Below are 20,604 nucleotides of genomic sequence, written 5' to 3' on the forward strand. Positions count from 1 at the left end.
CTCCCCCTCACGGCAACTTCGGCTCGACGGCTTGAGCAATCTTCATCGCGACCTCGCACGACTCAGCATCCGTTCTAGCCGACCCGGCCCCCTCCACGGTGGATGTGGCGGTGACTTCCATCGTCACCAAGCAGGTGATGCCGAACATCGAGTGCAGCGCCTTGTGTCGTCCCACTGTCGGCACTGGCCGCACGTCGGTGTTACCGGCTTCCACGCTGTCCAAGCCCAGCCTGTAGTAAATGTTCACACCGGCCGTGAACCGGTCTTCATTGAACTTGCATGACCGTCGGTCGACATAGTCGACGTCCTTGGGCTCGGTTTTGAAGCCCAGTTGGGCGCGATCCGCCTCGGTCAGCAGCGAGCACGGCACCACATCGGCCAACGGGCCATCTCCGGTCGGCTTGCCGGTGCTCGTCGGCACCTTGGACGTGCCGGTCGAACGCGGCAGGCCGGTGCCAGGGATGGTCGGACCCGCATCGGACCCGGGCACCGGTCCAGGCTGGCCGGGTGTCACTGTCGAACATCCCACCATCCCCACGACCGCACCGAGCAGCACCGCCAGCGCTGAACCCCGGACTCGCATCGACTTCCTCACTGTGCCTCGTCCCGCAGCCTGTTCATCGCCGCCCGGTTGGCTTCCTCGGTGGCCTCGTAGTTCGCCATCGACTGCCGGATGGCCTCTTCTGCCTTCAACAGCGACTCCCGCAACTCACGAAACCGCGTCACGAAACCGTTCTCATCGGTGGCCACCTCGACCATGAACGGCGCCATCACCTCCCCGCCCTTCAACCGCCCCAACGGCGGCGGCCGAGAGATGAGGGTGAGGTTGTGAGCCTGGTCTTGCATCCCGTCCAGGAAGCTCTTGATCACAGCCAGGAGGGCTTCGCCGCCTTCTTCGGTGATCTTGACCGCGCCCGCCGCTGCCGCGTCGGCGAAGCCCTGCATGTTGTCGAACAGCGAGCCACCCATCGGGCCGAATGGGTTCGCGTCCTCTGGTGTCATCCCGCGACCTCCCCGCCAAGATCCACTTGGGGAACCGTAGCAGCGCGGCCACGCTCTGTGCTCGGAATGACGAAAACAGGATCTCGGGGGTTTCCCTCGGCTCAGGGGGCCGGGGGCCTGACCTGGGTGTTCGGGGACTCGGGAGGTTGGTTGTGGTTGGCGCGGGTGGTGAGGTCTTCGTAGGCCGAAGTGTCACCGCGAGCCAGGGCGCGGAAGGCCTCGGCGCGCAGGGCCAGTGACATGGCCCAGCCCACCCCCGCCTCGCCGCCTGAGGTCTCGACTGTCAGGTCCGCGAGGCGGTCGCTGTGCTCGGCGACCATCCGACACACCGACCACGCGGTTCTCAGCATCTCGACGCCTCGGCGGCGTTGCTCGTCGGTCAACGAGTCCAGCCAGACCTGCTGTTCTGGGGTGACGATGAAGCCTTCGGCGTCCATACCCGCACTATGCCGCGCCCTTGAGAATCACACAGCCGATTGTCGGACCTCGGTTTCCTTCGCCTACTCGGTTGTGCGGCGGAGGAGGGTTAGTGACTCTTCGGGGGATAGGGCTGTGGTGGTGAGGTTGTCGAAGGCGTTGGTGTAGGCGCGGGTCTCGGTTTTCTTTCTGAGTTGGAGGGTGCCTGCGGGGTGGTCTACGCAGGCGATTTCGGCGTGGGTGGGGAAATCCAGGAGCGAGAACGAGCAGACGAGCCGGACAGTGGGCTGGGGTGATGGGGGGAGGATCTGGACGGTGACATTGTCCAGTTCGGCCAGTTCGGCTATGTGGCGGCGTTGTTCGGCCATGTGGGGGGCCGTGTGGTCCAGGCTGCTGGCGTGGATGATCGCGTGCAGGCGCAGGGGCGGGTTCTCGGTGAGGCGCTGTTTGCGCCGCCGGTGGAGTAGGACGGCCTTGGTGGACTGGGTGGTGGCGCGGACATGGTCAGGGGTCTGCAGGAGCGTGGGAATCGCGGCGAGTTGGAATGAGCGGACGGACACTGCCTGGGCTTCCAAGGGAACATAACCGCGGTCGTCCAGGCCGAACTCGCGCCACCAACCCCTGGCCTTCGCCTCCTCGCGCATGATCACGTATGGCTCCCAGTCGTTGACCGGGACGCCGTAGAGGTCGAGCATCGCCAGCAACTCGTGGTGGCTGGGGACCTGGAAGGTTTCCAGGCGGCTGATCTTCCGGTTGTTGAACAGCAGCCTCGCCGCCGCTTCCTCCTGGGTGATCCCCGTCCGCTGGCGTAGTTCGCGCAGCGCGGTTCCCAAAACTCGCACCGGCAGAGTGGGCTCGATCCGCATTCGCGTGGTTCCTGTCAAATATGGTGGTTGATGGCGATGTGGGTGATTCGGTAATGGACTTTCACCGCCGCCACGGGGTCGATCGTCTCGGCGGCCACACCGAACCCGCATGGCCGGTACCGGCACAGGTACCAGTCCTTTCCACCGCTGTCGGTCGTCCTGTCGCAGAACGGGGAGACCTGCTCGACCTCGGGTGGGCGGGACTTGGCGGCCATCGGGTTTTCCGTTCGCTATTTCTTGGGCGGGGTGTGCTTGGCGATCCAGTCGAGGTGGTCGAGGATCATGTCGTTCGTCATGCGAAGCTCATCCACGAGTTCTTCAGTGCATTCCACTTCTTCCACGGCCCGCTTGATCTTCTGCATCAGGAATGTCAAGTCGTCGATGTCGGTGCAGATGTTTTCCAGGCTCTGCGGGATGAAGCCGTGCGGGCACGGTAAAAACGGCTGGTTCATGGTCGTTGTTCTCTTTTGATCCGGTGGGGACGGGCTAACGGGCGGTCGCCCGGGGGTACGAGCCGGACTGGCGGCGGCGCTTGGGCAGCGCGAAGTCCGGCGGGACCGGACGCAGCGGCGGAATCTCATTTCCCGGAGGTGAAAGAGTGAGAATCCACCGCAAAACCCAGGTCGCGGGACCGCTGTATTCGGCGACCACGTGGGTCGGAGCGAACTCGGACAGCCCCGGCCCTCGTGGCGTTCGGTAGGCGATTGCCGTCGTCTCATCCCATACGATCACCACATCGTGGACGGAAGGCCAGGTAAGCACGGCGGCGAATACCGCGCGTGGCTCCGTGGCCGCCTCAGCCGGGTGAAGTTGCCATCGGCGCCGCCGAAACTCCCCAAGCCAGTAGTCGGCATCGAGGGTGATAAGAGTGTGCATCCGCCGCTCCAGATGATTGGGGGAGAGCGGGAACGACCCGCCGATGAAGAGGAAACACGTTCGGCGGTGGATCTGCAATACTGCGTAGGTGATTTATTGGAAAGAATACGCCTAAGCGGTGAGTTTCGACCGGCGCGTACCTGATGAACCTTTCAAATAGCGCGTAAGATTCCTTCTGAGCGAGTGAGGTGGAGAGTGTCGGACGAAGGCACGACGGGATCGACGTTGCCGCGCCGCCAACTGGGGCGGTTCCTGCGCGGCCTGCGGAACGAGGCGCGGATGGGAGTGCGGACCGCTGCGGTCGAGCTGGAGTGGTCGGAGACGAAGATGTGGCGCATCGAGAACGGCCTCACCTCGCTGCGCGGACTGGACGTGCAGGCGATGTGCGCACTGTACGGGGCGCCAGCGGAGACCACAGAGGCGCTGATGGCGCTGGCCAGGGAGACCAAGGCCAAGGGGTGGTGGGTGAGCTACGGCGACGTCCTCCCCGAGGGCTTCGACCTCTACATCGGCCTGGAGGAAGCGGCCGAGTATCTCTGCGGGTACTGGTCCGAACTGGTGCCCGGACTTCTGCAAACCGAGCGCTACGCCCGCATCTTGATTCAAACAGACAACCCCGGAGTCGACCCTGCCGAGATCGAGCGCAGGGTGCAGGTGCGGATGGCTCGGCAGACGCTGCTGTTCCGGCGGTTTCGGCCACTTGTGCTCCACATCGCGCTCAACGAGGCGGTTTTGCGCAGGCCCGTTGGCGGTCCCGAAGTCATGGCCGAACAACTGCGCCGACTTGTCGAGTTGGGGCAGTTGCCCAACGTGTCGGTGCGCGTGGTGCCGTATGCGGCGGGATTTCACTACGGCGTCCTGGCTGGCCCGTTCGTCAAGTTGGATTTCCCGACCAACGGGAATGGTCAGCCTCTGGAGCCGTCGATAATTTATATCGACAACTTCGCTGGTGCGCTCTTCTTGGAGAAACCGCACGAAATTCGGCGATACGCTACGGCATTCACGAATATATGGGACTCTGTGCTAGACGAGACGGAGTCCATGAATTGTATCGCCACTGTAGCAAGGGAGATGGGACAGTGAACAGCAAGAAGCTGGCCAACGCCAACTGGTTTAAGAGCAGTAAGAGCAACGGGCAAGCAGAGTGTGTCGAGGTGGCGTTCCTTGGCGAGCGTCAGGTCGCCACCCGGGACAGCAAGCAGTCCGACGCCGGTCCGGCCCTGGTCTTCGGCTCCCACCAGTGGGACGCCTTCGTCCGCCACACCACGCAGCACTGACGCGCTTTCTCGTCCCTGCCGCAGCCACGCGGCAGCGGTGACCTGTCGAAGGCCGCCCCGACCCGTCGGGAGCGGCCTTCGACAGGCCCTCCCGCCCCCGGCGCTACGGGGCCGTGGGGCTCCGCCGCCCGAGTTTCCGCCACGCCACCGACGCGGGCCGGTCCCCGCCGAGCCGAAAGAACTCCGCCGCCGCCTCGGCCACCTTGGCGAACGGGATTTCACTGTTCGCCGGGACCGGGCGCTCATTGTCCTGGTAAGAACAGGCCAGAAGTTCGTCAGCGGGAGGCCATAGGCCAAGGAATCGGCTCGCACTCTTTCGAGCAGCGGGGAGGCATCGCTGAGGTCACGGAGGACATTCGGACCGTCTCGCTGATACCACGCTTCGATTGTCATTTCGCTCTCCCGTGATAGATTTTGCGGAAACCTCAATGGTGAGGGCGGTGTGTCGGATTCTATTGCTGCGCATGTGGATTGCCATCTTTATCTCCACGTCGGCGGCTGTTGAAGGGACCTTGTTTCCGGTTGGTTCTCGAACCATTCGACTGCCGCTTGGTGTTTGTCGTCCCATCCGCTGACCTCGGAGTTGATGTTGCCCTCCGGGTCGATCCAGCGGCCGTGCGCCTTGGGCTGGGGTGTGCCTCGCAGGCGATCCTCTGACCGGATGATGTCGGGAGGCAGGCCCGTTCGTAACCGCTCCACCTCTGCGGGCGGCACCGGGACTCCGGCGTCGACCGATGGTGTCGGCGACGATGTGCCGTGGAGGTGGCGCTCCGCTATGTCGGAGATGTGCCGGGAAACCATGTCCAAGACGGCATGGAGGTCGCTGAGACGGGCTCGGCTTCCTCGATGGCGTGGTTGACAGCCGCCGCGCGGTGTCCAGTGCCGAGTATTCGCGCGGTGTCGGTGTCGACGGTGTCCATGGTGTCCGAAATGGCCACAAGCCGGTCTTGGACGCGGTCCACCGCTCCGGCGAGCGTTGCCAGGCGCCGGGCGTCGTCGGCGATGGTCACAGCCAGGATGCTAGGCGCGGGGGCTGACAACCTGGGGCGGGATAAGCCGCGGGCCGTCAGGGCTCGGTGTCCGCCAGGTGCACGGCGGTGGCGGTGGGGACGAAGCCGACTGTGCGATACACCCGGTCGGCGTCTTCGCTGCCGGGGGTCAGCCAGGCCAGGCGGACGCCTGCCAGGTCAGTCGCGGCGCGGACGGCGTGGGCGGTGACCAGGGCGCCGAGGCCCTTGCGGCGATGGTTCTCCGCGGTGCCGACGCCCGCGATCTCGGTGACGCCGTGGGCCACCGGCGTCCAGGAGGCGACGGCTACCGGCTCGCCGTCGAGTGTGGCCAGGACGGAACCGCCGTTCTCGGGGGCGGGCGGCGGGCTGGTGGGCGGCTCGCCCGGGGGCGCGCCGAACGCGGCGCGGGCCACCTCGGCGGAGGCCGCGAGGTCGGCGGTCGTGCGCACGACGTCGATCGCCACGCCGTCGAGGGGCTTGGGGAGCAGCAGGTCAGCGGGGTCGAGGACCAGCAGTGGAATCCGCATCGTCACGGTCAGGCCTGCGGCAGCCAACGTGTCCGCGGCGCCGGGGCAGGCCTGCTCGATCAACTCGAACCGCAGACCGCCAGGCGGGAAAGCGGCGCGCAGGATCTCCAGACTCCGGGCCACCTTGTCGGCGTCCCTGACCGGCTCGCCCGGGTGCGTCGCCACCGCGTACGACATGTACCCGGGGCCGTCAGCGGAGAGCAAGCCGGTGAACGGGCCCGCTGGAATGACGGCGCGGTCGCGGCTGAGCCCCGCCAACTGCGCGGCGGCGATACGGGAGGCGAGACGGTCTGCTTCTGGCACCCGAGGACGGTAACCGGGGCCGAGCCTGGCCCGCCCGCGAATTACTGGAGGGCGTCGAGGTCGATGGTGACTGGGAACGGGACGTCGGTGGTGAAGGTTCCGGTCACCTCGTCCCTGTTCTGGTACCCGAACTCCTCGGCCAGGTGGCATGGCAGTAACGAGACCGGGTCTTCGATGTCGAGCAGCCAGTAATGCGGAATCCCGGCGTCGGCATACTCGCCGCGCTTGGTGACGCGATCCGTGCGCTTGGACCCCGGCGCGACGATCTCGACCACGACCAGCACACCGGCGGCCCGGAGGATTCCTCCTTCGGCCTTGCGGCGTGCCACCTCAGCCTTCTCGACCACGACGAGATCCGGCCGCCTGCTGAAACCGGGGCCCTCCGCCGGGCCCAGACCGAGGTCCACGTCCACATCGGCGATCAGGTCAAGGTGATCGGGCAGTTGGTCGAACAGTTGGTAACCCAGCACCATCATGGCCTTCTGGTGCTCCGGGGTGGGACTTGGCGACATCAACAGGCGGCCCTCTAGCAGCTCCGTGTACCCCGTCTCGGTCTCTTCGAGCGCGGCGTACTCCTCAATGGTCAGCAGGTGTGCGGGCGCGCTCGACTCGGTTTGACGCATCGGCATCGCGGTCACGGGCTTCTCCTCACCTTCTGCCGACAGGCTGCCAGAGGGGTACGACAAATGGCCTAACGCCGCCGCATGGTGCGCTGCACGCTGCGCATCTTGGCTCCCTGCGGCATCGGACCCTTGGGCAGGGCCGCGCCGCGGGAGGCGAGGGCGGCCAGGCGCTTCTCGACCACGTCGATCTGGGCGGGGCGCAGGTTGTTGGGCAGCTTCATCAGGTGCCGCTGCAGGTGGCGCAGCTCCACCTGGCCCTGGTCGTGGCCGACGACGACGTCGTAGATCGGGATCTCGCCGATGACCCGGGCGGTGCGCTTCTTCTCCTGGGCCAGCAGGGTCTTCACCCGGTGCGGCGCGCCCTCGGCCACCAGGATGACGCCGGGGCGGCCGATGACCCGGTGCACCGCGTCAAGCTGGGTGGTGCCCGCGACGCTGGGGGTGACGCGCCAGCGGCCGCGCAGGTTCTCCAGCGCCCACGCCGCAGCGCCCGGCTGGCCGTCGGCCTTGGTGTAGACGTTCTTCTGCACCCGCCGCCCGAAGATGATCACGGCCGCGAGCAGGCCGAACGCGATGCCGACCGGCAGCACGAACCACTCGATGCCCAGCAGCAGGCCGATGCCGAACACCACGCCGGTGACCACCAGCAGGGCGCCGAGCATCCAGGGGATCAGTGCCTTGTCTTCCTTGCGCTGCATGTTGAACGCCTGGAAGATCTGCCCGCGCTTGGCCTTCGACGCTGCTTTGCGCGCCTTCTTGGCTTCCTTGGCGGCCGCTTTGTCCTGCTTGTCAGCCATAACCCCCAGGATACGGGGCGGGGTCCCCCGGCAGGCGGGCGCGCTCTGTCAGGATGCACCCCATGGCTGGCGAACGCGGACCCACGGACCTGCTGGCCGGGCTCGACCCGGAACAACTCGCCGCCGTCACCGCGCCCCGGGGGCCGGTCTGCGTGCTCGCGGGCGCGGGCACCGGCAAGACCCGAACGATCGTCCGCAGGATCGCGCACCTGATTCACGCCGGGCACGTTTCCGCTGGTCAGGTCCTCGCGGTCACGTTCACCGCGCGCGCGGCGGGGGAGTTGCGGACCCGGCTGCTGGCGCTGGGCGTGCCCGGCGCGCAGGCCCGCACGTTCCACGCCGCCGCGCTGCGCCAGCTTCGCTACTTCTGGCCGAGGGTGGTCGGCGACCAGCAGTGGGACCTGCTCGACGGCAAGCTGCGGCTGGTCGGGCAGGCCGCGCACCGCGCCGGGGTGGGCACCGAGCGGGAGACCCTGCGCGACCTGGCGAGCGAGATCGAGTGGGCCAAGGCGTCGCTGGTGGCCCCGGAGGACTACCCGGCCGCCGTCGCGCGCGCCCGGCGGGAGACACCGGTAGCCGCCGAGCAGGTAGCCAAGGTCTATGCCGCCTACGAGGCGGCTAAGAACGCCGCGCGGCAACTCGACTTCGACGACCTCTTGCTGCATACCGCCGCGGCGTTAGAAGAGCACTCCGCGGTCGCGGAAGAGTTCCGGGACCGCTACCGCTGCTTCGTCGTGGACGAGTACCAGGACGTCACCCCGTTGCAGCAGCGCGTGCTCGACGCCTGGCTGGGCCGACGCGACGACCTGACCGTGGTCGGCGACGCCAACCAGACCATCTACTCCTTCGCGGGCGCCTCCCCGCGACCGCTGCTCGACTTCACCCGCCGCTTCCCGGAGGCCACCGTCGTCCGCCTTGAGCGTGACTACCGGTCGACGCCGCAGGTCGTGTCGCTGGCCAACCGGGTCATCTCCGCCGCGCGCGACCGCCCGGCAGGCTCGCGGCTGCGGCTCATCGGGCAGCGCCCGAACGGCCCCGAGCCCACCTACGCCGAGCACGACGACGAGCCGACCGAGGCCAAGGCGGTCGCCGCGCGGATCAAGGACCTGGTCGACGCGGGCACCGCGCTCAGCGAGATCGCGGTGCTCTACCGGGTCAACGCGCAGTCCGAGGTCTACGAGCAGGCGTTGGCCGAGCTGGACATCCCTTACCTGGTTCGCGGAGGCGAGCGCTTCTTCGCCCGCCAAGAGGTCCGCCAGGCCATGGCCGCGTTGCGGAAGGCGTGCGGCGACCCGCCCGAGGGCGAGCTTCCCGCGATCGTGCGCGGTCTGCTTGAGCCGTTCGGCCTGACCGCGGAACCGCCGTCGGGCGGCAAGGCCCGCGAGCGGTGGGAGTCGCTGCTTGCCTTGGTGGAGTTGGCCGAGGAACTGGTGGCTACCGACGCGCGGGCAGACCTACCGCGCTACGCCAACGAGTTGGAGATGCGCGCGCAGGCGCAGCACCCGCCGACGGTCGAGGGCGTCACCCTGGCCTCGCTGCACGCGGCGAAAGGCCTGGAGTGGGACGCGGTGTTCCTCGTCGGCCTGGTGGACGGCACGGTCCCGATCCAGCACGCCGACGGCGACGACGCCGCCATCGAGGAAGAGCGCCGCCTGCTCTACGTCGGTGTCACCCGCGCGCGCGAACACCTGGCGTTGTCCTGGGCGCTGTCGCGCACCGAGGGCGGTAAGCGCTACCGCAGGCGCAGCCGGTTCCTCTACGGCCTGATCCCGGACAACCATCCGACCGCGCGGATAGCGGCGACGCGGCAGCGCGACACCCGGCCCGTCATGGGCCGCGCGATGACGCCGGTCCGGTACTGCCGGGTGTGCGGCGACAAGCTGATCGGCACGATGCCCACGAAGCTGGGCCGCTGCGAGAGCTGCCCGTCGGACCTGGACCAGAGCCTGCTCGACCGGCTGCGCGAGTGGCGGATGGAGCGGTCGAAGGCGCTCAAGGTGCCCGCGTACGTCATCTTCACCGACGCCACACTCCTGGCCATCGCCGAACAACGTCCGGCGGATCGGGCCGCGCTCGTGGCCATATCCGGTGTCGGAGCCACCAAACTGGACAAATTCGGCCCTGAAGTCCTGTCGGTCATCGACGCGGCCACCCGTTCGGGTGGTCTGTGACCGGGGTCACCGGAAGTTCTGGAAAATCGGTTGCACGGCCTCAGTGAAGGCCAATAACCTGCAATAGCGGGGCACGAAGTGCCCCGAAGACTTTCGGCCCGAGGACAACTGGGGAGGTGGCCAACGTGGAGATCTTCATGATGAAGCAGACCCTTGGCCACGTGCTGTCCGACGGCTTCGCCGCGCCTCTCGGCGCTGTCGCGTCCTTCGGTATCACCGCCATGGGTGCTGCCGCGTGCTCTGGCACCGCGTCCGCAGGCACCGCTGTGTCCCGCGGCACCGGTCTGCGTCCGTTCGCGGGCGGCCGAGCGGTCGACGTCATCCGTGTCCAGCGTGAACGGCGCGCCATTGTCGGCGCCACCGCGCGCACGGCCGCCGCCGCTCCCAAAACCGGCGTCGTCGTGACCAGCCCGGCCATGGCCATTGCGGTCAAGCCGGTCGCCTCGACCGTGCCAGCCGCCGCGTGGACGCACGTCCGCACCCTCGATGTCAGCACCCGCCTGTCCGCATACTCGGGCTGGAGGACTTGACGCGCTGTCAAGCACTCCTGGCCCCGAGGCCGCGGACTCCGACACCGGAATCCGCGGCCTTTTTGTTTGTCGAATGTGGTTACACCGCAACGGTTTTCCCAATTTTTCAAGAGAGTCAGGAGCTTTACACCATGTCAACCGCCACTGTTCCGCTCACTGGCGGAGCACTCAACGACCTGATGGGCCCTCCGGGTTCCGGGGTGAGCGAGCTGCTGGACGCCGCTCCCGCCGCGGGCATGGACCTGCCCTGCCGGTCGAACGACAACCCGGACCTGTGGTTCGCCGACGCGCCCGCCGAGTTGGAGCGCGCGAAGGGGCTGTGCGGGGACTGCCCGGTGCGCGCCGCGTGCCTGGCCTCAGCCCTCGCCCGGCACGAGCCCTGGGGGGTCTGGGGCGGCGAGATCTTCGAACGCGGCGTCGTCATCGCCCGCAAGCGGCCCCGTGGCCGCCCGCGCAAGGAAGATGTCGCCCGCGCGGCGGCCGAGCAGGCCGCCCAGAACCGGGACGAGGTCGCCGCATGAACGCGCTGCTGAAAGACCCGATGTACAACTTCAGGCCACAGGGGAGTCAGCAAATGCTGATTTATGAAGATCTCGCGAGATCGCGAATGCGCGAGGCGGAGCAGGTGGCGCGTGCGCGTCGCCTGGTTCGCCTGCTGGGCGCGGCCAAGCGCTGGGACCGGCTCGCGAAGTGGGCGGCGCGGCGCGCCGACCGCGTGAACGCCATTCTGTAAAACCCAACCGCGAAAAACCGACACGAAGCCCGCTCCGGCTCACACCGGGGCGGGCTTCGTCCTTAGGGTTGGGAAACGCGATGGAAACTGACCTGTCACCGCCCACATGCACCCCGCCGCTACGGTTGGCCTCCCCTGTTCACGACGCGCCTTGGGGCTGACGTGGTGATGCAAATGTTCGACACAGGCGCCGCCGGTGGCAGGCGCAGGCGAAAACGCAGGACCGAGGTCGGGCGCACCGGTGCGCGCTTCGGCCCTCCCGGACAATGGCGGATCGCACCCGACGAATCCGACGAGGACGATCCGCTGCTCGAACCCCCCGACCCCGAATCCGAGGTCGGCCTGGTCGGCGCCCGATTCGGCGGGCGCAAGCGCAAACCCCGCGACGACGATCCGGCGGACGAACCCGCTCAGACCGACGAGCAATCCGACCAACCACAGAGCGGGCCCTACGACCCACCGACGGTCCCCGGCCTCGTCGGCAACTCCCCGAGCTGGTCCGACGAACACGACGACTGGCTCGACCCGCCCGAACCCCTCATCCAGGCGCGGGAACGAGAGCCCGAGCGCGACCTCGGCGGAACCCGCTGGTCCGGTGAGCTCACCGACGGGTCGGATTCGCCGGAGTCTGCTTCGCGGGAGTCGGGGCATGACCCTGGTGAAAGCCCTCGGCGCTGGTCCGGCGAGCTCACCGGACGGTTGGGTTCGTCTGAATCTGGTTCTTGGTCTGGTGAGTTCGCTGACCGGTCTGGTTCGCCTGAGTCTGGCTCCTGGGCGGAGTCGGAGGACGACCGTGGCGGAAGCCCTCGGCACTGGTCGGACGACCACGCCGACTGGCTGAGCAGGCCCGAGTCCCACGCGCTGGTCCGGCCCTACGCGTGGACCGGCGGACGCACCCGCGCCCGCAGCGACCTCGCCCTGGAAGCCCTGGTCTCCACGGCGGTCCACGGGCCGCCGGTGTCGTGGGAGCACCGGGCCATCGCCGACCTGTGCGCCCGGCCCCGGTCGGTCGCCGAGATCGCCGCGCTGCTGGGCCTGCCGCTGGGCGTGGCGCGCGTGCTCATCGGCGACCTCGCCGACCGTGGCGTGCTTACCGTGCACCAGATAGCGAGCGCGGCGCCGAACCTGGAGTTCATGGAACGGGTCTTAGCCGGATTGCGGAAGCTCTAAGAGGTCAGTGAAGGCCGTTTCCACCCCAGTGGAGACGGCCTTCACTAACGTCTCAGCCATGGCGCACACCCACGACGGCATCGACTGGACCACCCGACTCGCCCCGATGCGGCGGACCGACGCGATCGAGGCCGAGGTCAACGGCTGGGTCGCCGACCGACTGGTGGAGCCGCTGCCGCCCGGCGCGACCGTCGTCGACGTCGGGTCCGGCTCCGGCGGCATGGCCGCCGCGCTGACCGCTGCCATCGCCGCGCGCTCAGGCGGGCGGATCGTGCTGGTCGACGCGGTCCCGGAGTTGCAGGCCGTCGCGGCGGAACAGGTCGCCGCGGTCGCGGGCGACCGGGTCGAAGTCGTCACCGTCCTGGCCGACGCCGCCGCCGACGGCCTCGCCGACCTGGTGCCCGCCGCCGACCTGGTGTGGGCCTCGCGCGTGGTGCACCACCTGCCCGACGAGCGGCGCGGAGTCGCGGGCCTGGCCCGGCTGCTGCGGCCGGGCGGGGTGCTCGCGCTGGGCGAAGGCGGGCTCAGCACCCGGTGCCTGCCCTGGGACGTCGGCGTCGGCGAGCCCGGGTTGCAGGACCGGCTGATCGCCGCGCGCGGCGAGTGGTTCGCCGAGATGCGCGCGGGCATCGAAGGCGCGGTCCGCACCCCGGTCGGCTGGAACCGGGTGCTGGGCGAGGCAGGGCTGGTCGACATCACCTCGTTCAGCTACCTGGTCGACCTGCCCGCGCCAGCGTCCGAGCAGGTCAGGCTGTCGGTCGCGGACTGGCTCGGCATGTACGCCCGGGTCTGCGCGGAACGGCTGTCGGAGTCCGACCAGGCCGCCCTGGCCCGGCTGCTCGACCCGACCGGCCCGGATTGGGTGGCGGCCCGCGACGACGTGTTCGTCCTCGGCGCGTCCACCGTGCACCTGGGCCGCGCGGCGTAGCGTCGGACGGCATGACTCCGGCCTGTTCAACCACCTGCTCGCTCTGCGGCCGCGCCCGCGCCGACGACCCGCCCGCCGACGCGCTCGCCTGGGCGCGCGAACCCGGCCCCCGCTGGCTGTGCCCTGCCTGCGCCCGACGGCACGTCCGCGACATCGAGGGCAAGCTGCCCCCGGAGTACTGGCTCGGCCAGGACCGGTCGTAAGACAGGCTGTTCGGTCAGTCTTCGTCGGCGAAACCGGGTTGCCAGCGGGAGATGATGGCGCGCACCGGGACCCTGGCGTCAAGCTGGCAGAGGATGCCGGTCGCGCCCGCGGTGACGCGCTGGACCAGGAGATACTGCGGGGGCAGGTTCAGCGAGCGGCCGGTTTTGAAGTCCTGGCCGCGCAGGTCGCCGACACGGCCCGCTTGGCGGCGCATCCAGCGGCGGGTGAAGTGGAAGGTCTCCACCGCGGCTGGCTCGGCGAACGGCGCCAGGTAAGCCAACACGTCGTCGGCGTCCAGTTGCATCCCGGGGCGGATGAAGCCCTCGTCGCGCATGAGTTCCATCAGCTGCGTCGAGCGGCCCTGCAAGGACAGGCGGGTCATCTGGCCCAGGGGGCGCGGGAGACCTTCGGGGAGGCGGGCGACGGCGCCGAAGTCGATGACGCAGAGCCTGCCGTCGGGGGTGATCATGAAGTTGCCCGGGTGCGGGTCGGAGTGCAGCAGACCCGTCCGGGCAGGTGAGGAGAAGTGGAACTCCGACAGGAGCGTGCCCGCGATGTCGCGTTCCTCGCGGTCGCCGTCCTTGATGATCGCGGCCAGCGGGCGGCCGTCGACCCACTCGGTCACGGTGACCTTCGGGGCGCTCGCCACGACCCTCGGGACCAGCACGCGGTCGTCACCGGCGAACGCCTTCGCGAAGACGCGCTGGTTCTCGGCCTCCGCCCGGTAGTCCAACTCCTCGGTCATCCGGTCGGCGAGTTCCTGTAGCAGCGGCTTGATCTCCATACCCGGCGCGAACGGCTGGAACAGCCTGCTGAACCGCTGAAGCTGGCGCAGATCCGACAGCAGCGCCTCGTCGGCCCCCGGGTACTGCACCTTGACCGCGACCTGCCTGCCGTCGTGCCACACCGCCTTGTGGACCTGCCCGATACTCGCCGACGCGGCAGGCGTGTCGTCGAACTCGGCGAACCGCTTCGCCCAGTCCCGCCCCAACTGCTGCCCCAGCACCCGGTGCGTGGTCTGCGCGCTCATCGGCGGCGCCGCTGCCTGTAGCTTGGTCAACGCCTCCCGGTAGGGCTCGGCCAACTTCGGGGGCACCGCGGCCTCGAAGACCGAAAGCGCTTGCCCGAACTTCATCGCACCGCCCTTGAGCTGCCCCAACACGGCGAACAACTGCTCAGCCGTGCGCGCGGACAACTCGGCGCTGACGTCGTCGGCGCTCTGCCCGGCGAGCCGCTTCCCCCAGCCGCCCACCGCCCGCCCCGCCACCCCAAGAGGAATGCTGGCGAGCCGCGCGGTGCGCGCGACAGTCTTGCGTGGCATCTCGGTCACGAGCCGATTCTCCCTTGCCCAGGCGGCGGACCCTACGAAAATACCCGGTGGTCACATGCGGGCTGCTCACATTCGCCCTGGAACAGGCTCCGAACACGCATTGTCGACGGCTGCGGACCGCCTGCGCGCGCATTCGGCTGCTGCGCGGGCTTGCCTGCTGTTCGTCGTCACGGCCTGTGGTCAGGCGCTGTGCTGGTTGTCCGCGACCTGTGCTTCGACGGCGGGCGACCGCGTGGGCACCTCGCGGGCTGATCGGCCGCGTGGGGTGTGGCTGTCGGGGTTGGCTCGATGGGGTGGAGTGGTTTCTTCGGGGCCCCTACGAAGGAAGATCCCGTCGCGGGGAAAGACGGGTGGGGAGCCTTCGGCCCCACGACCACGGCGAGTTCAGGGATCTTCCTTCACCCCCAAAGAAACCACTCCACCCCATCGAGCACTGGGCGGGCGTCGGTGCGGCCTGGCTGGGGGCGGGTGTGCCGCACCGCAACCATCCAGCGCTGGGCGGGCCTCTGTTCGCGGTCCGGCAGGTGCTCGGGTGTGCCTGGGCGTGGGGGCTGAGCGGCGTTCGGGAGTCAGCCACGTGGGGTTGAGCGGCCGTGTGGGTTGAACGGCTGGGTGGGGCTGAGTGGCCGTGTGGGGTTGAGCGGTCCCGGGGACTGAGTGCGGTCTGGGGCTGACTGGTGGCTGACTCCCGTGGTGCGGTTGTTCGCGGCTGGGGTGGGTTTCCGCTGGTGAGCGCTGTGCGCTTGGGGAGGTGGTGTGGTCGTGTCCGGTCCTGGGCGGTTGGGCGGTTGGGCGGTTGGGCGGTTGGGCGGTTGGGCGGTTGGGCGGTTGGGCGGTTGGGCGGTTGGGCGGTTGGGTCGTGGGGGTTGTTCCGTTGTGGTTGTCATCGGCTACGGGGGCGGCGGTAGGTGGGGTGGGTGGCGGCTCGGCAGTCGCAGGCCGGGTGGGGGGTCCAGGGGCGGTGTTCGACGGTCGCGGCGAAGGGGTCGATTTCGATGGCGGCGTTCCAGACCGCGGGTGGGTTGGGGTCGGGGGCGTGCAGCCAGCCGAGGGCGTCGATGACCTGGGCGGCGGCTACACCGGCGGTGGCGTGGACAGTGGCCAGGTCGACCAGTTGGGTTCGGCCCGCCAGTTGGGCGGCGACGGTGGGCCAGCAGGGGTCGATGTCGGCTCGGTGGCGGTCGGCGCAGCGGAGACAGCTGGTGATGCCGGGGACGACCATCGGGCCGACGATGCCGACGCCGTCGCGGACCCGCACGCAGAGATGGGGGACGGCGTCGGCGATCAGGGAGATCACCAGGTGGGGGTCGGGGACCAGGGCGTCGGTGAGGATCACCAGGTCGGGCCGCTTGCGGGTGAAGCGTTGGGTGCGGACCGTGTCGTCGGTGCGGTGGACGGCGTCGTGCGCGGCGGCCTGGCGGGGGCGGCCGATGTCCGCCGGGCGCAGGCCCGCGCCCACGTCTTCCGCGGTGACCGTGCCCTCCGCGGAGACATGGAGGCGGCCGATGCCCGCCGCGGCGAGAAGACAGGCCAGGGCCACCGCGATCCGGCCGTTGCCACGTAGGTGGACGGCCGCTTTGGAACGGTCGGCCAGAGCGGCGACGGGGGCGCGTAGGGCGGCGGTTGTCTGATCGGCGGCCAGTCGCCGCGGGACGGGGGTGCCTGGGGCGGCGGCGTCCTCGACCAGGCCGTGGCTGGCCAGGTCGGCCAATAGGGCGCGCATGGTGGGCCGGTGGGCTGAACCGAGGGCGGCTAGGAGCTCCGCCGTGGTGTGGCCGCCGTCGAGGCCGGTGGCGGCCGCGACGACCGGATCGGGCAGGCCGCTGACGACCGCGGCCCGCCTCGGGTGCAGACCCACCTGGATCTCGCCCGCCCGGCGGCGCAGCACGGCGACACCCGGTCGGAGGCGGGGGCGCTGGGGGAGTGTCTGTTCTCGCATATGGCCAGGCTGCCCGATTGCGCCGAACGGCGGAGCGAGTTATCCACAGGCGAGAGTCACACCCCACCGGTCCTCCCGTTGTGTCGGTGCGGACCCTTACGGTTGGCACCGTGGCCGAACCCCGCGTCGAGGTGCGCAGGAGCAAGCGCAGAACCCGCACCGTCACCGCCTATCGCGAAGGTGACACCCTCATCGTCCTCATCCCGGCCAGGCTCTCCAAGAAGGAGGAAGCCCACTGGGTGCAGGAAATGCAGCGCAGGCTCCTGCGCAGTGAAACCCGCAGGCGCTCACCTGCCCGGACCTCCGACGCCGCGCTGCTCGCGCGCTGCGGGGAGCTGTCAGCGCTGTACTTCGACGGAACATGCGACCCGCGCTCGGTCCGCTGGGTGCCGCCGATGCGGACGCGGTGGGCGTCCTGCACGCCGGTCGACCGGACGATCCGGGTGAGCGAGCGGTTGCGGGAAGTGCCTGCCTGGGTGCTCGACTACGTGCTGGTGCACGAGTTGGCGCATCTGCTGGTGCCGGGGCACGGGGAGGACTTCTGGGAGCTGGCGCGGCGGTATCCGCGGACGGATCGGGCTGTGGGGTACCTGGAGGGGCTGTCCGCCGCTGCCGGGTGGGGGATTTCGGCCGCTGACTAGCCGGGGTGCTCGCTTGCGGGGGTTGGTTCGTGGGGTTGGCTATGGGGCTTGGGGCGGGTGTGCCGGTCCGCTCCCATCGGGCACGGACGAGCTTGAGTGCCTGGTCGGGCGGCGGGCCTGGTTGGCAAGCCGGGGCGCGCCCTGGTTTGCCAACCGATCCAGGCCCTTGCCAGACCCCGGAAACCCCTAGTCCCCGTTCTCGCCCTCGGCGTCCTTGGACTCGGGGGACTGTTCGGTGCGCTTGAGCTGGGCGATGGGGTCGTCGTCCAGGTCGGGGTTGGCGCCTAGGCGTTCGGCGAAGTCCAGGGGGTCGTCCAGGTCGGCGGCGGTGGGCATGAGGTCGGGGTGGGCCCAGAGGCCGTCTCGGGTCTCGATGCCGTGTTGGTCGGTGAGCAGGCGCCAGAGGGAGGCCGCGGCGCGCAGGCGGCGGGGGCGCAGTTCCAGGCCGACCAGGGTGGCGAAGGTCTGCTCGGCGGGGCCGCCGGAGGCGCGGCGGCGACGCAAGGTTTCGCGGAGGGCGTCCGCGCCGGGGAGGCGTTCGCTGACGGCTTCGCCTACGACTATGTCGACCCAGCCCTCCACCAGGGCCAGGAGGGTTTCCAGGCGGGTCAGGGCCGCTTTTTGCTCCGGGGTGGTCTCTGGTTCGAGCATCCCGGACTGCATGGCGCGTTCGATGGTCTCGGGGTTCGACGGGTCGACCTGGGAGGCCAACTGCTCCAGGGCGGCGGTGTCTACCTTGATGCCGCTGGCGAACTCCTCGACGGTGGCGAGCAGGCGCTGGCGCAGCCACGGGACGTGCGCGAAGAGGCGCTGGTGGGCGGCTTCGCGCGCGGCGAGGAAGACGATGACCTCGCTGGCGGGCCGCTCCAGGCCCTTGGTGAACTCCTCGATGTTGGCCGGGACCAGCGCGGCGGTGGCGGCGGGTCCCAGGGGCAGGCCGATGTCGGTCGAGGTCAGGACCTCGGCGGCGAGCTGGGCCAGCGCGTTGCCCAGCTGCGAGCCGAACGCCATGCCGCCCATCTGGCCGACCATCGCCAGCAGCGGACCAGCCTGCTGCTTGGCCTCGGCTGGCAGCGCCTCCACCCAGGCCCCGGACATGCGCCGGGCCACCGGGTCGCACAGGCGCTGCCAGGTGGGCAGGGTGTGCTCGACCCAGTCGCGCGGGGTCCAGGCCCTGGTCACGGTGGCGCCCGCGGGCAGGGTGGTGACCGGATCGAGCCACATCTCGGCGAGGTGCACGGCGTCGGCCACGGCCTTGCCGGAGTCCGACGGGGCAACGAAGCCCATCTGGCCGGACAGCTTCTGCACCGCGATCTGCTTGGCGAGGTCGTAGTTCACCGGGCCGGTCGACGTGCCAGCCTGGCTGAGCATCTGCCCGAGCTGGCTGAGCATCTGGCCGAGCTGGCCGAAGGCGTCGAACGGGTTTTCCGCGCCCCCGCCTTTCCCGGGCTCGCCCGAGTTCGGGTCCTTGTTCTTGTCCCGGTCGTCAGGGTCCGGCGCGCTGAAGCCGAACGTGAACTCGCTCATGTGTCCACGGTACGCGGCGGCGCCGTGGGTCTGCCGTCCGGTGATTCGCCTTCGGTGAACGCACGTACTCTGTGACGTCGTGAGCACCCCACCGGACGCCCCAGCTCAGCAGCCAGCGCCAGCGGCCGAACCCGCGTCGAGAACGCTGTCCCGACGCGGGTGGACGCTGGTGTCCAGCCTGGTCTGCACGCTCACCCTGCTGCTGATCGGCGTGCTCGTCCCGATCCCGTACGTCTCGCTCGGCCCCGGCCCGACCTTCGACACCCTGGGCTCGGTCGACGGCGTGCCGGTGGTGAAAGTCGACGGCGAGCCGACTTACCCGACCACCGGTCAGCTCCGGATGACCACGGTGTCGGTCAACGACGACATCACCCTCTTCGGCGCTCTCGGCCGGTGGGTCAGCGGGCGGTACGCGCTCGCGCCCCGCGAAGAGTACTTCCGTCCCGGAGAGACCGAGGAAGAGATAGACGAGCAGAACACCAAGCTCTTTCAGGACTCGCAGAGCAACGCCGAGGTCGCCGCGCTGCGCTACCTCAAGTACCCGATGAAGGTGATCGCCCAGCAGATCACCGCGGGCGCCCCCGCGGACAAGGTCCTCGTCCCCGGCGACCAGTTGCTGACGGTCAACGGCAAGACCATCGTCACCGCGGCCGACGTGCGCGCCTCGCTCGCGGGCACCACGCCCGGACAGAGCGTCACGATCACCTACAAGCGGGACGGCCAAGAGAAGACGGCCACGCTCACCCTGGGCAAGGCAAGCGACCACGGCGCGGAGGACCGGCCGGAGGGGTTCATCGGGCTCGGCCCGATCGAGCGCCCGGACGTGCCGTTCACCACCACGATCAGCCTGCAGAACGTCGGCGGCCCGTCCGCCGGGCTGATCTTCGCGCTGGCCATCGTCGACCGGCTCACCCCCGGCGACCTGGGCGCCAACGCCACCATCGCGGGCACCGGCGAGATCGACATCGAGGGCCGGGTCGGGCGCATCGGCGGCATCCCGTTCAAGATGGTCGCCGCCAGGGAGGCGGGCGCGACGACGTTCCTGGTCCCCGCGGACAACTGCGCGGAGGCCAAGGACAACGCCCCCGCGGGCCTGCGCCTGGTGAAGGTGGAGGACCTGGGCGGCGCGGTGCGGGCGCTGGAGGACCTGAAAGCGGGCCGGGACGCGCCCGGCTGCTAGCAGGCGCCTGGCAGGTCACTCCCGGAGTGTGTCGAGCAGGGCGGTGGTGAGGTTCGCCGCCAGGTCCCGGTGCTCGATGATCTCGTCCAGCTCGCCCTCCGCGCCGCGCAGCCTGAGCACGCAGGCGACCGTGCCGTCGCGCAGCGCGGCCGCGACCAGCCGGGCCTCCCTGGCCTGCGGGTGGGTCGCGGCGATCCGGCTCAACGCGTCGCTGTCGCCCTCGGGCAGGTCCGCCTCCGCCTCGGGCGGCAGGATCACGATCTCCTGCGCGAGCGCGCACCCGGCCACGACCGGCGGCCACATGATCCCGGCCAGCGCGACCCCGAGGTCGGGCTCCTCCAGCGCCTCCTGAGCGACCGGGGTCAGCGTGGACTCGGCGTCGACCTGGCCCGCGAGGTCGGGCTGCTCGCGGAGCAGGTGCTCGGTGGGGACCAGGGCGAACAGCTGCGGCGGCTGGTCCCAGCCGCCCGCCGAGACGAACTCCTCGACCTCGCGGGTCACCGAGGGCAGGTCATGGTTGCCGGGAGCGCTCACCAGGCCACCGCACAAGATC

At 69.5% G+C, this 20,604-nt stretch carries 25 protein-coding genes and 1 pseudogene; 11 read left to right on the forward strand and 15 right to left on the reverse strand.

Annotated elements, in window-relative coordinates:
* Positions 1-7 precede the first annotated feature (7 nt).
* The 6 genes from BLS56_RS28145 to BLS56_RS28165 all read right to left on the reverse strand — a co-directional run bounded on the left by BLS56_RS28145 (position 8) and on the right by BLS56_RS28165 (position 2,737).
* Positions 8-583 (reverse strand): DUF3558 family protein, encoded by a 576-nt coding sequence (locus BLS56_RS28145; protein ID WP_091457036.1) that lies wholly within the window; start codon positions 581-583, stop codon positions 8-10.
* Positions 584-591: 8 nt separating this feature from the next.
* Positions 592-1,002 carry a hypothetical protein gene (locus tag BLS56_RS28150; RefSeq protein ID WP_139191040.1) on the reverse strand — a complete coding sequence of 137 codons (411 nt, stop codon included), beginning with the start codon at positions 1,000-1,002 and terminating at the stop codon, positions 592-594.
* A 101-nt stretch (positions 1,003-1,103) separates the two neighbouring features.
* The gene (locus BLS56_RS28155; protein ID WP_091457040.1) at positions 1,104-1,439 is read right to left on the reverse strand and encodes a hypothetical protein; all 336 of its coding nucleotides are present in this window, start codon (positions 1,437-1,439) and stop codon (positions 1,104-1,106) included.
* 63 nt (positions 1,440-1,502) lie between these two features.
* The gene (locus BLS56_RS28160) at positions 1,503-2,285 is read right to left on the reverse strand and encodes a helix-turn-helix domain-containing protein (protein ID WP_175483089.1); all 783 of its coding nucleotides are present in this window, start codon (positions 2,283-2,285) and stop codon (positions 1,503-1,505) included.
* Between the two features lie 14 nt (positions 2,286-2,299).
* Positions 2,300-2,500 carry a hypothetical protein gene (locus BLS56_RS31845; RefSeq protein ID WP_175483090.1) on the reverse strand — a complete coding sequence of 67 codons (201 nt, stop codon included), beginning with the start codon at positions 2,498-2,500 and terminating at the stop codon, positions 2,300-2,302.
* Positions 2,501-2,515: 15 nt separating this feature from the next.
* A complete protein-coding gene (locus BLS56_RS28165; protein ID WP_091457044.1) occupies positions 2,516-2,737 on the reverse strand; it encodes a hypothetical protein in 222 nt (73 codons plus the stop codon).
* Positions 2,738-3,356: 619 nt separating this feature from the next.
* On the opposite strand from BLS56_RS28165, the gene BLS56_RS28170 reads away from it, so the two are divergent.
* The gene (locus tag BLS56_RS28170) at positions 3,357-4,244 is read left to right on the forward strand and encodes a helix-turn-helix domain-containing protein (RefSeq protein ID WP_228772003.1); all 888 of its coding nucleotides are present in this window, start codon (positions 3,357-3,359) and stop codon (positions 4,242-4,244) included.
* A complete protein-coding gene (locus BLS56_RS28175; RefSeq protein ID WP_228772004.1) occupies positions 4,241-4,438 on the forward strand; it encodes a DUF397 domain-containing protein in 198 nt (65 codons plus the stop codon). Before BLS56_RS28170 ends, BLS56_RS28175 begins: the two co-directional genes overlap by 4 nt.
* A gap of 103 nt (positions 4,439-4,541) precedes the next feature.
* On the opposite strand, the pseudogene BLS56_RS33160 reads toward BLS56_RS28175, so the two are convergent.
* From BLS56_RS33160 to BLS56_RS28200, 5 genes and pseudogenes are all read right to left on the reverse strand, one after another.
* Positions 4,542-4,709, reverse strand: a pseudogene (locus BLS56_RS33160) (Imm1 family immunity protein); the annotation flags it as partial.
* 502 nt (positions 4,710-5,211) lie between these two features.
* Entirely contained in the window at positions 5,212-5,448 is a 237-nt protein-coding gene (locus BLS56_RS28185; protein WP_091457050.1) for a hypothetical protein, read from the reverse strand.
* 56 nt (positions 5,449-5,504) lie between these two features.
* On the reverse strand, positions 5,505-6,278 hold the full coding sequence (locus tag BLS56_RS28190) for a GNAT family N-acetyltransferase (protein ID WP_175483091.1): 774 nt from the start codon (positions 6,276-6,278) through the stop codon (positions 5,505-5,507).
* A 41-nt stretch (positions 6,279-6,319) separates the two neighbouring features.
* A complete protein-coding gene (locus BLS56_RS28195) occupies positions 6,320-6,907 on the reverse strand; it encodes a Uma2 family endonuclease (protein WP_091457135.1) in 588 nt (195 codons plus the stop codon).
* 62 nt (positions 6,908-6,969) lie between these two features.
* Complete coding sequence (locus tag BLS56_RS28200; protein ID WP_091457053.1) at positions 6,970-7,698, reverse strand: DUF4191 domain-containing protein; 729 nt, start codon at positions 7,696-7,698, stop codon at positions 6,970-6,972.
* Positions 7,699-7,751: 53 nt separating this feature from the next.
* Between BLS56_RS28200 and BLS56_RS28205 the strand changes: the two genes are divergently transcribed.
* The 7 genes from BLS56_RS28205 to BLS56_RS28235 all read left to right on the forward strand — a co-directional run bounded on the left by BLS56_RS28205 (position 7,752) and on the right by BLS56_RS28235 (position 13,433).
* Positions 7,752-9,869: an ATP-dependent DNA helicase UvrD2 gene (locus tag BLS56_RS28205; RefSeq protein WP_091457056.1), complete on the forward strand. Its 2,118-nt coding sequence runs from the start codon at positions 7,752-7,754 to the stop codon at positions 9,867-9,869.
* 125 nt (positions 9,870-9,994) lie between these two features.
* The gene (locus BLS56_RS28210) at positions 9,995-10,399 is read left to right on the forward strand and encodes a hypothetical protein (RefSeq protein ID WP_139191041.1); all 405 of its coding nucleotides are present in this window, start codon (positions 9,995-9,997) and stop codon (positions 10,397-10,399) included.
* A 131-nt stretch (positions 10,400-10,530) separates the two neighbouring features.
* Positions 10,531-10,920 carry a WhiB family transcriptional regulator gene (locus tag BLS56_RS28215; protein WP_091457060.1) on the forward strand — a complete coding sequence of 130 codons (390 nt, stop codon included), beginning with the start codon at positions 10,531-10,533 and terminating at the stop codon, positions 10,918-10,920.
* A complete protein-coding gene (locus tag BLS56_RS28220; protein ID WP_091457062.1) occupies positions 10,917-11,132 on the forward strand; it encodes a hypothetical protein in 216 nt (71 codons plus the stop codon). Before BLS56_RS28215 ends, BLS56_RS28220 begins: the two co-directional genes overlap by 4 nt.
* A 174-nt stretch (positions 11,133-11,306) precedes the next feature.
* Positions 11,307-12,302 carry a DUF742 domain-containing protein gene (locus BLS56_RS28225; protein ID WP_091457065.1) on the forward strand — a complete coding sequence of 332 codons (996 nt, stop codon included), beginning with the start codon at positions 11,307-11,309 and terminating at the stop codon, positions 12,300-12,302.
* A gap of 58 nt (positions 12,303-12,360) precedes the next feature.
* Positions 12,361-13,230 carry a class I SAM-dependent methyltransferase gene (locus BLS56_RS28230; RefSeq protein ID WP_091457068.1) on the forward strand — a complete coding sequence of 290 codons (870 nt, stop codon included), beginning with the start codon at positions 12,361-12,363 and terminating at the stop codon, positions 13,228-13,230.
* Between the two features lie 11 nt (positions 13,231-13,241).
* Positions 13,242-13,433 carry a hypothetical protein gene (locus BLS56_RS28235; protein ID WP_091457070.1) on the forward strand — a complete coding sequence of 64 codons (192 nt, stop codon included), beginning with the start codon at positions 13,242-13,244 and terminating at the stop codon, positions 13,431-13,433.
* Positions 13,434-13,447: 14 nt separating this feature from the next.
* On the opposite strand, the gene BLS56_RS28240 is transcribed toward BLS56_RS28235, so the two are convergent.
* Together BLS56_RS28240 and BLS56_RS28245 are read right to left on the reverse strand one after the other, a co-directional pair.
* Positions 13,448-14,755, reverse strand: a complete 1,308-nt coding sequence (locus BLS56_RS28240; RefSeq protein ID WP_091457138.1) for an ABC1 kinase family protein — start codon at positions 14,753-14,755, stop codon at positions 13,448-13,450.
* A gap of 892 nt (positions 14,756-15,647) precedes the next feature.
* Complete coding sequence (locus BLS56_RS28245) at positions 15,648-16,703, reverse strand: ThiF family adenylyltransferase (RefSeq protein WP_091457073.1); 1,056 nt, start codon at positions 16,701-16,703, stop codon at positions 15,648-15,650.
* A gap of 110 nt (positions 16,704-16,813) precedes the next feature.
* On the opposite strand from BLS56_RS28245, the gene BLS56_RS28250 reads away from it, so the two are divergent.
* Complete coding sequence (locus BLS56_RS28250) at positions 16,814-17,344, forward strand: M48 family metallopeptidase (protein ID WP_091457076.1); 531 nt, start codon at positions 16,814-16,816, stop codon at positions 17,342-17,344.
* A gap of 186 nt (positions 17,345-17,530) precedes the next feature.
* Here the strand turns inward: BLS56_RS28250 and BLS56_RS28255 are convergent, their stop codons facing one another.
* The gene (locus BLS56_RS28255; RefSeq protein ID WP_091457077.1) at positions 17,531-18,871 is read right to left on the reverse strand and encodes a zinc-dependent metalloprotease; all 1,341 of its coding nucleotides are present in this window, start codon (positions 18,869-18,871) and stop codon (positions 17,531-17,533) included.
* Positions 18,872-18,950: 79 nt separating this feature from the next.
* Here BLS56_RS28255 and BLS56_RS28260 point away from each other — a divergent pair, with 79 nt between their 5' ends.
* Positions 18,951-20,051, forward strand: coding sequence for a YlbL family protein (locus BLS56_RS28260; RefSeq protein ID WP_091457080.1), 1,101 nt, complete (start codon positions 18,951-18,953; stop codon positions 20,049-20,051).
* Positions 20,052-20,066: 15 nt separating this feature from the next.
* Here BLS56_RS28260 and BLS56_RS28265 read toward each other — a convergent pair whose 3' ends face one another.
* A complete protein-coding gene (locus BLS56_RS28265) occupies positions 20,067-20,585 on the reverse strand; it encodes a PPA1309 family protein (RefSeq protein WP_091457083.1) in 519 nt (172 codons plus the stop codon).
* Positions 20,586-20,604: the final 19 nt, after the last annotated feature.

Source organism: Actinokineospora iranica (genome assembly GCF_900101685.1).
GTDB lineage: Bacteria > Actinomycetota > Actinomycetes > Mycobacteriales > Pseudonocardiaceae > Actinokineospora > Actinokineospora iranica.

Excerpts from the sequence above, each read along its gene's own strand:
- BLS56_RS28145 (WP_091457036.1), bottom strand. The coding sequence starts at position 583 with ATGCGAGTCCGGGGTTCAGCGCTGGCGGTGCTGCTCGGTGCGGTCGTG.
- BLS56_RS28150 (WP_139191040.1), bottom strand. The coding sequence starts at position 1,002 with ATGACACCAGAGGACGCGAACCCATTCGGCCCGATGGGTGGCTCGCTG.
- BLS56_RS28155 (WP_091457040.1), bottom strand. The coding sequence starts at position 1,439 with ATGGACGCCGAAGGCTTCATCGTCACCCCAGAACAGCAGGTCTGGCTG.
- BLS56_RS28160 (WP_175483089.1), bottom strand. The coding sequence starts at position 2,285 with ATGCGGATCGAGCCCACTCTGCCGGTGCGAGTTTTGGGAACCGCGCTG.
- BLS56_RS31845 (WP_175483090.1), bottom strand. The coding sequence starts at position 2,500 with ATGGCCGCCAAGTCCCGCCCACCCGAGGTCGAGCAGGTCTCCCCGTTC.
- BLS56_RS28165 (WP_091457044.1), bottom strand. The coding sequence starts at position 2,737 with ATGAACCAGCCGTTTTTACCGTGCCCGCACGGCTTCATCCCGCAGAGC.
- BLS56_RS28195 (WP_091457135.1), bottom strand. The coding sequence starts at position 6,907 with ATGCCGATGCGTCAAACCGAGTCGAGCGCGCCCGCACACCTGCTGACC.
- BLS56_RS28200 (WP_091457053.1), bottom strand. The coding sequence starts at position 7,698 with ATGGCTGACAAGCAGGACAAAGCGGCCGCCAAGGAAGCCAAGAAGGCG.
- BLS56_RS28205 (WP_091457056.1), top strand. The coding sequence starts at position 7,752 with ATGCACCCCATGGCTGGCGAACGCGGACCCACGGACCTGCTGGCCGGG.
- BLS56_RS28215 (WP_091457060.1), top strand. The coding sequence starts at position 10,531 with ATGTCAACCGCCACTGTTCCGCTCACTGGCGGAGCACTCAACGACCTG.
- BLS56_RS28220 (WP_091457062.1), top strand. The coding sequence starts at position 10,917 with ATGAACGCGCTGCTGAAAGACCCGATGTACAACTTCAGGCCACAGGGG.
- BLS56_RS28225 (WP_091457065.1), top strand. The coding sequence starts at position 11,307 with ATGTTCGACACAGGCGCCGCCGGTGGCAGGCGCAGGCGAAAACGCAGG.
- BLS56_RS28230 (WP_091457068.1), top strand. The coding sequence starts at position 12,361 with ATGGCGCACACCCACGACGGCATCGACTGGACCACCCGACTCGCCCCG.
- BLS56_RS28235 (WP_091457070.1), top strand. The coding sequence starts at position 13,242 with ATGACTCCGGCCTGTTCAACCACCTGCTCGCTCTGCGGCCGCGCCCGC.
- BLS56_RS28240 (WP_091457138.1), bottom strand. The coding sequence starts at position 14,755 with ATGCCACGCAAGACTGTCGCGCGCACCGCGCGGCTCGCCAGCATTCCT.
- BLS56_RS28245 (WP_091457073.1), bottom strand. The coding sequence starts at position 16,703 with ATGCGAGAACAGACACTCCCCCAGCGCCCCCGCCTCCGACCGGGTGTC.
- BLS56_RS28255 (WP_091457077.1), bottom strand. The coding sequence starts at position 18,871 with ATGAGCGAGTTCACGTTCGGCTTCAGCGCGCCGGACCCTGACGACCGG.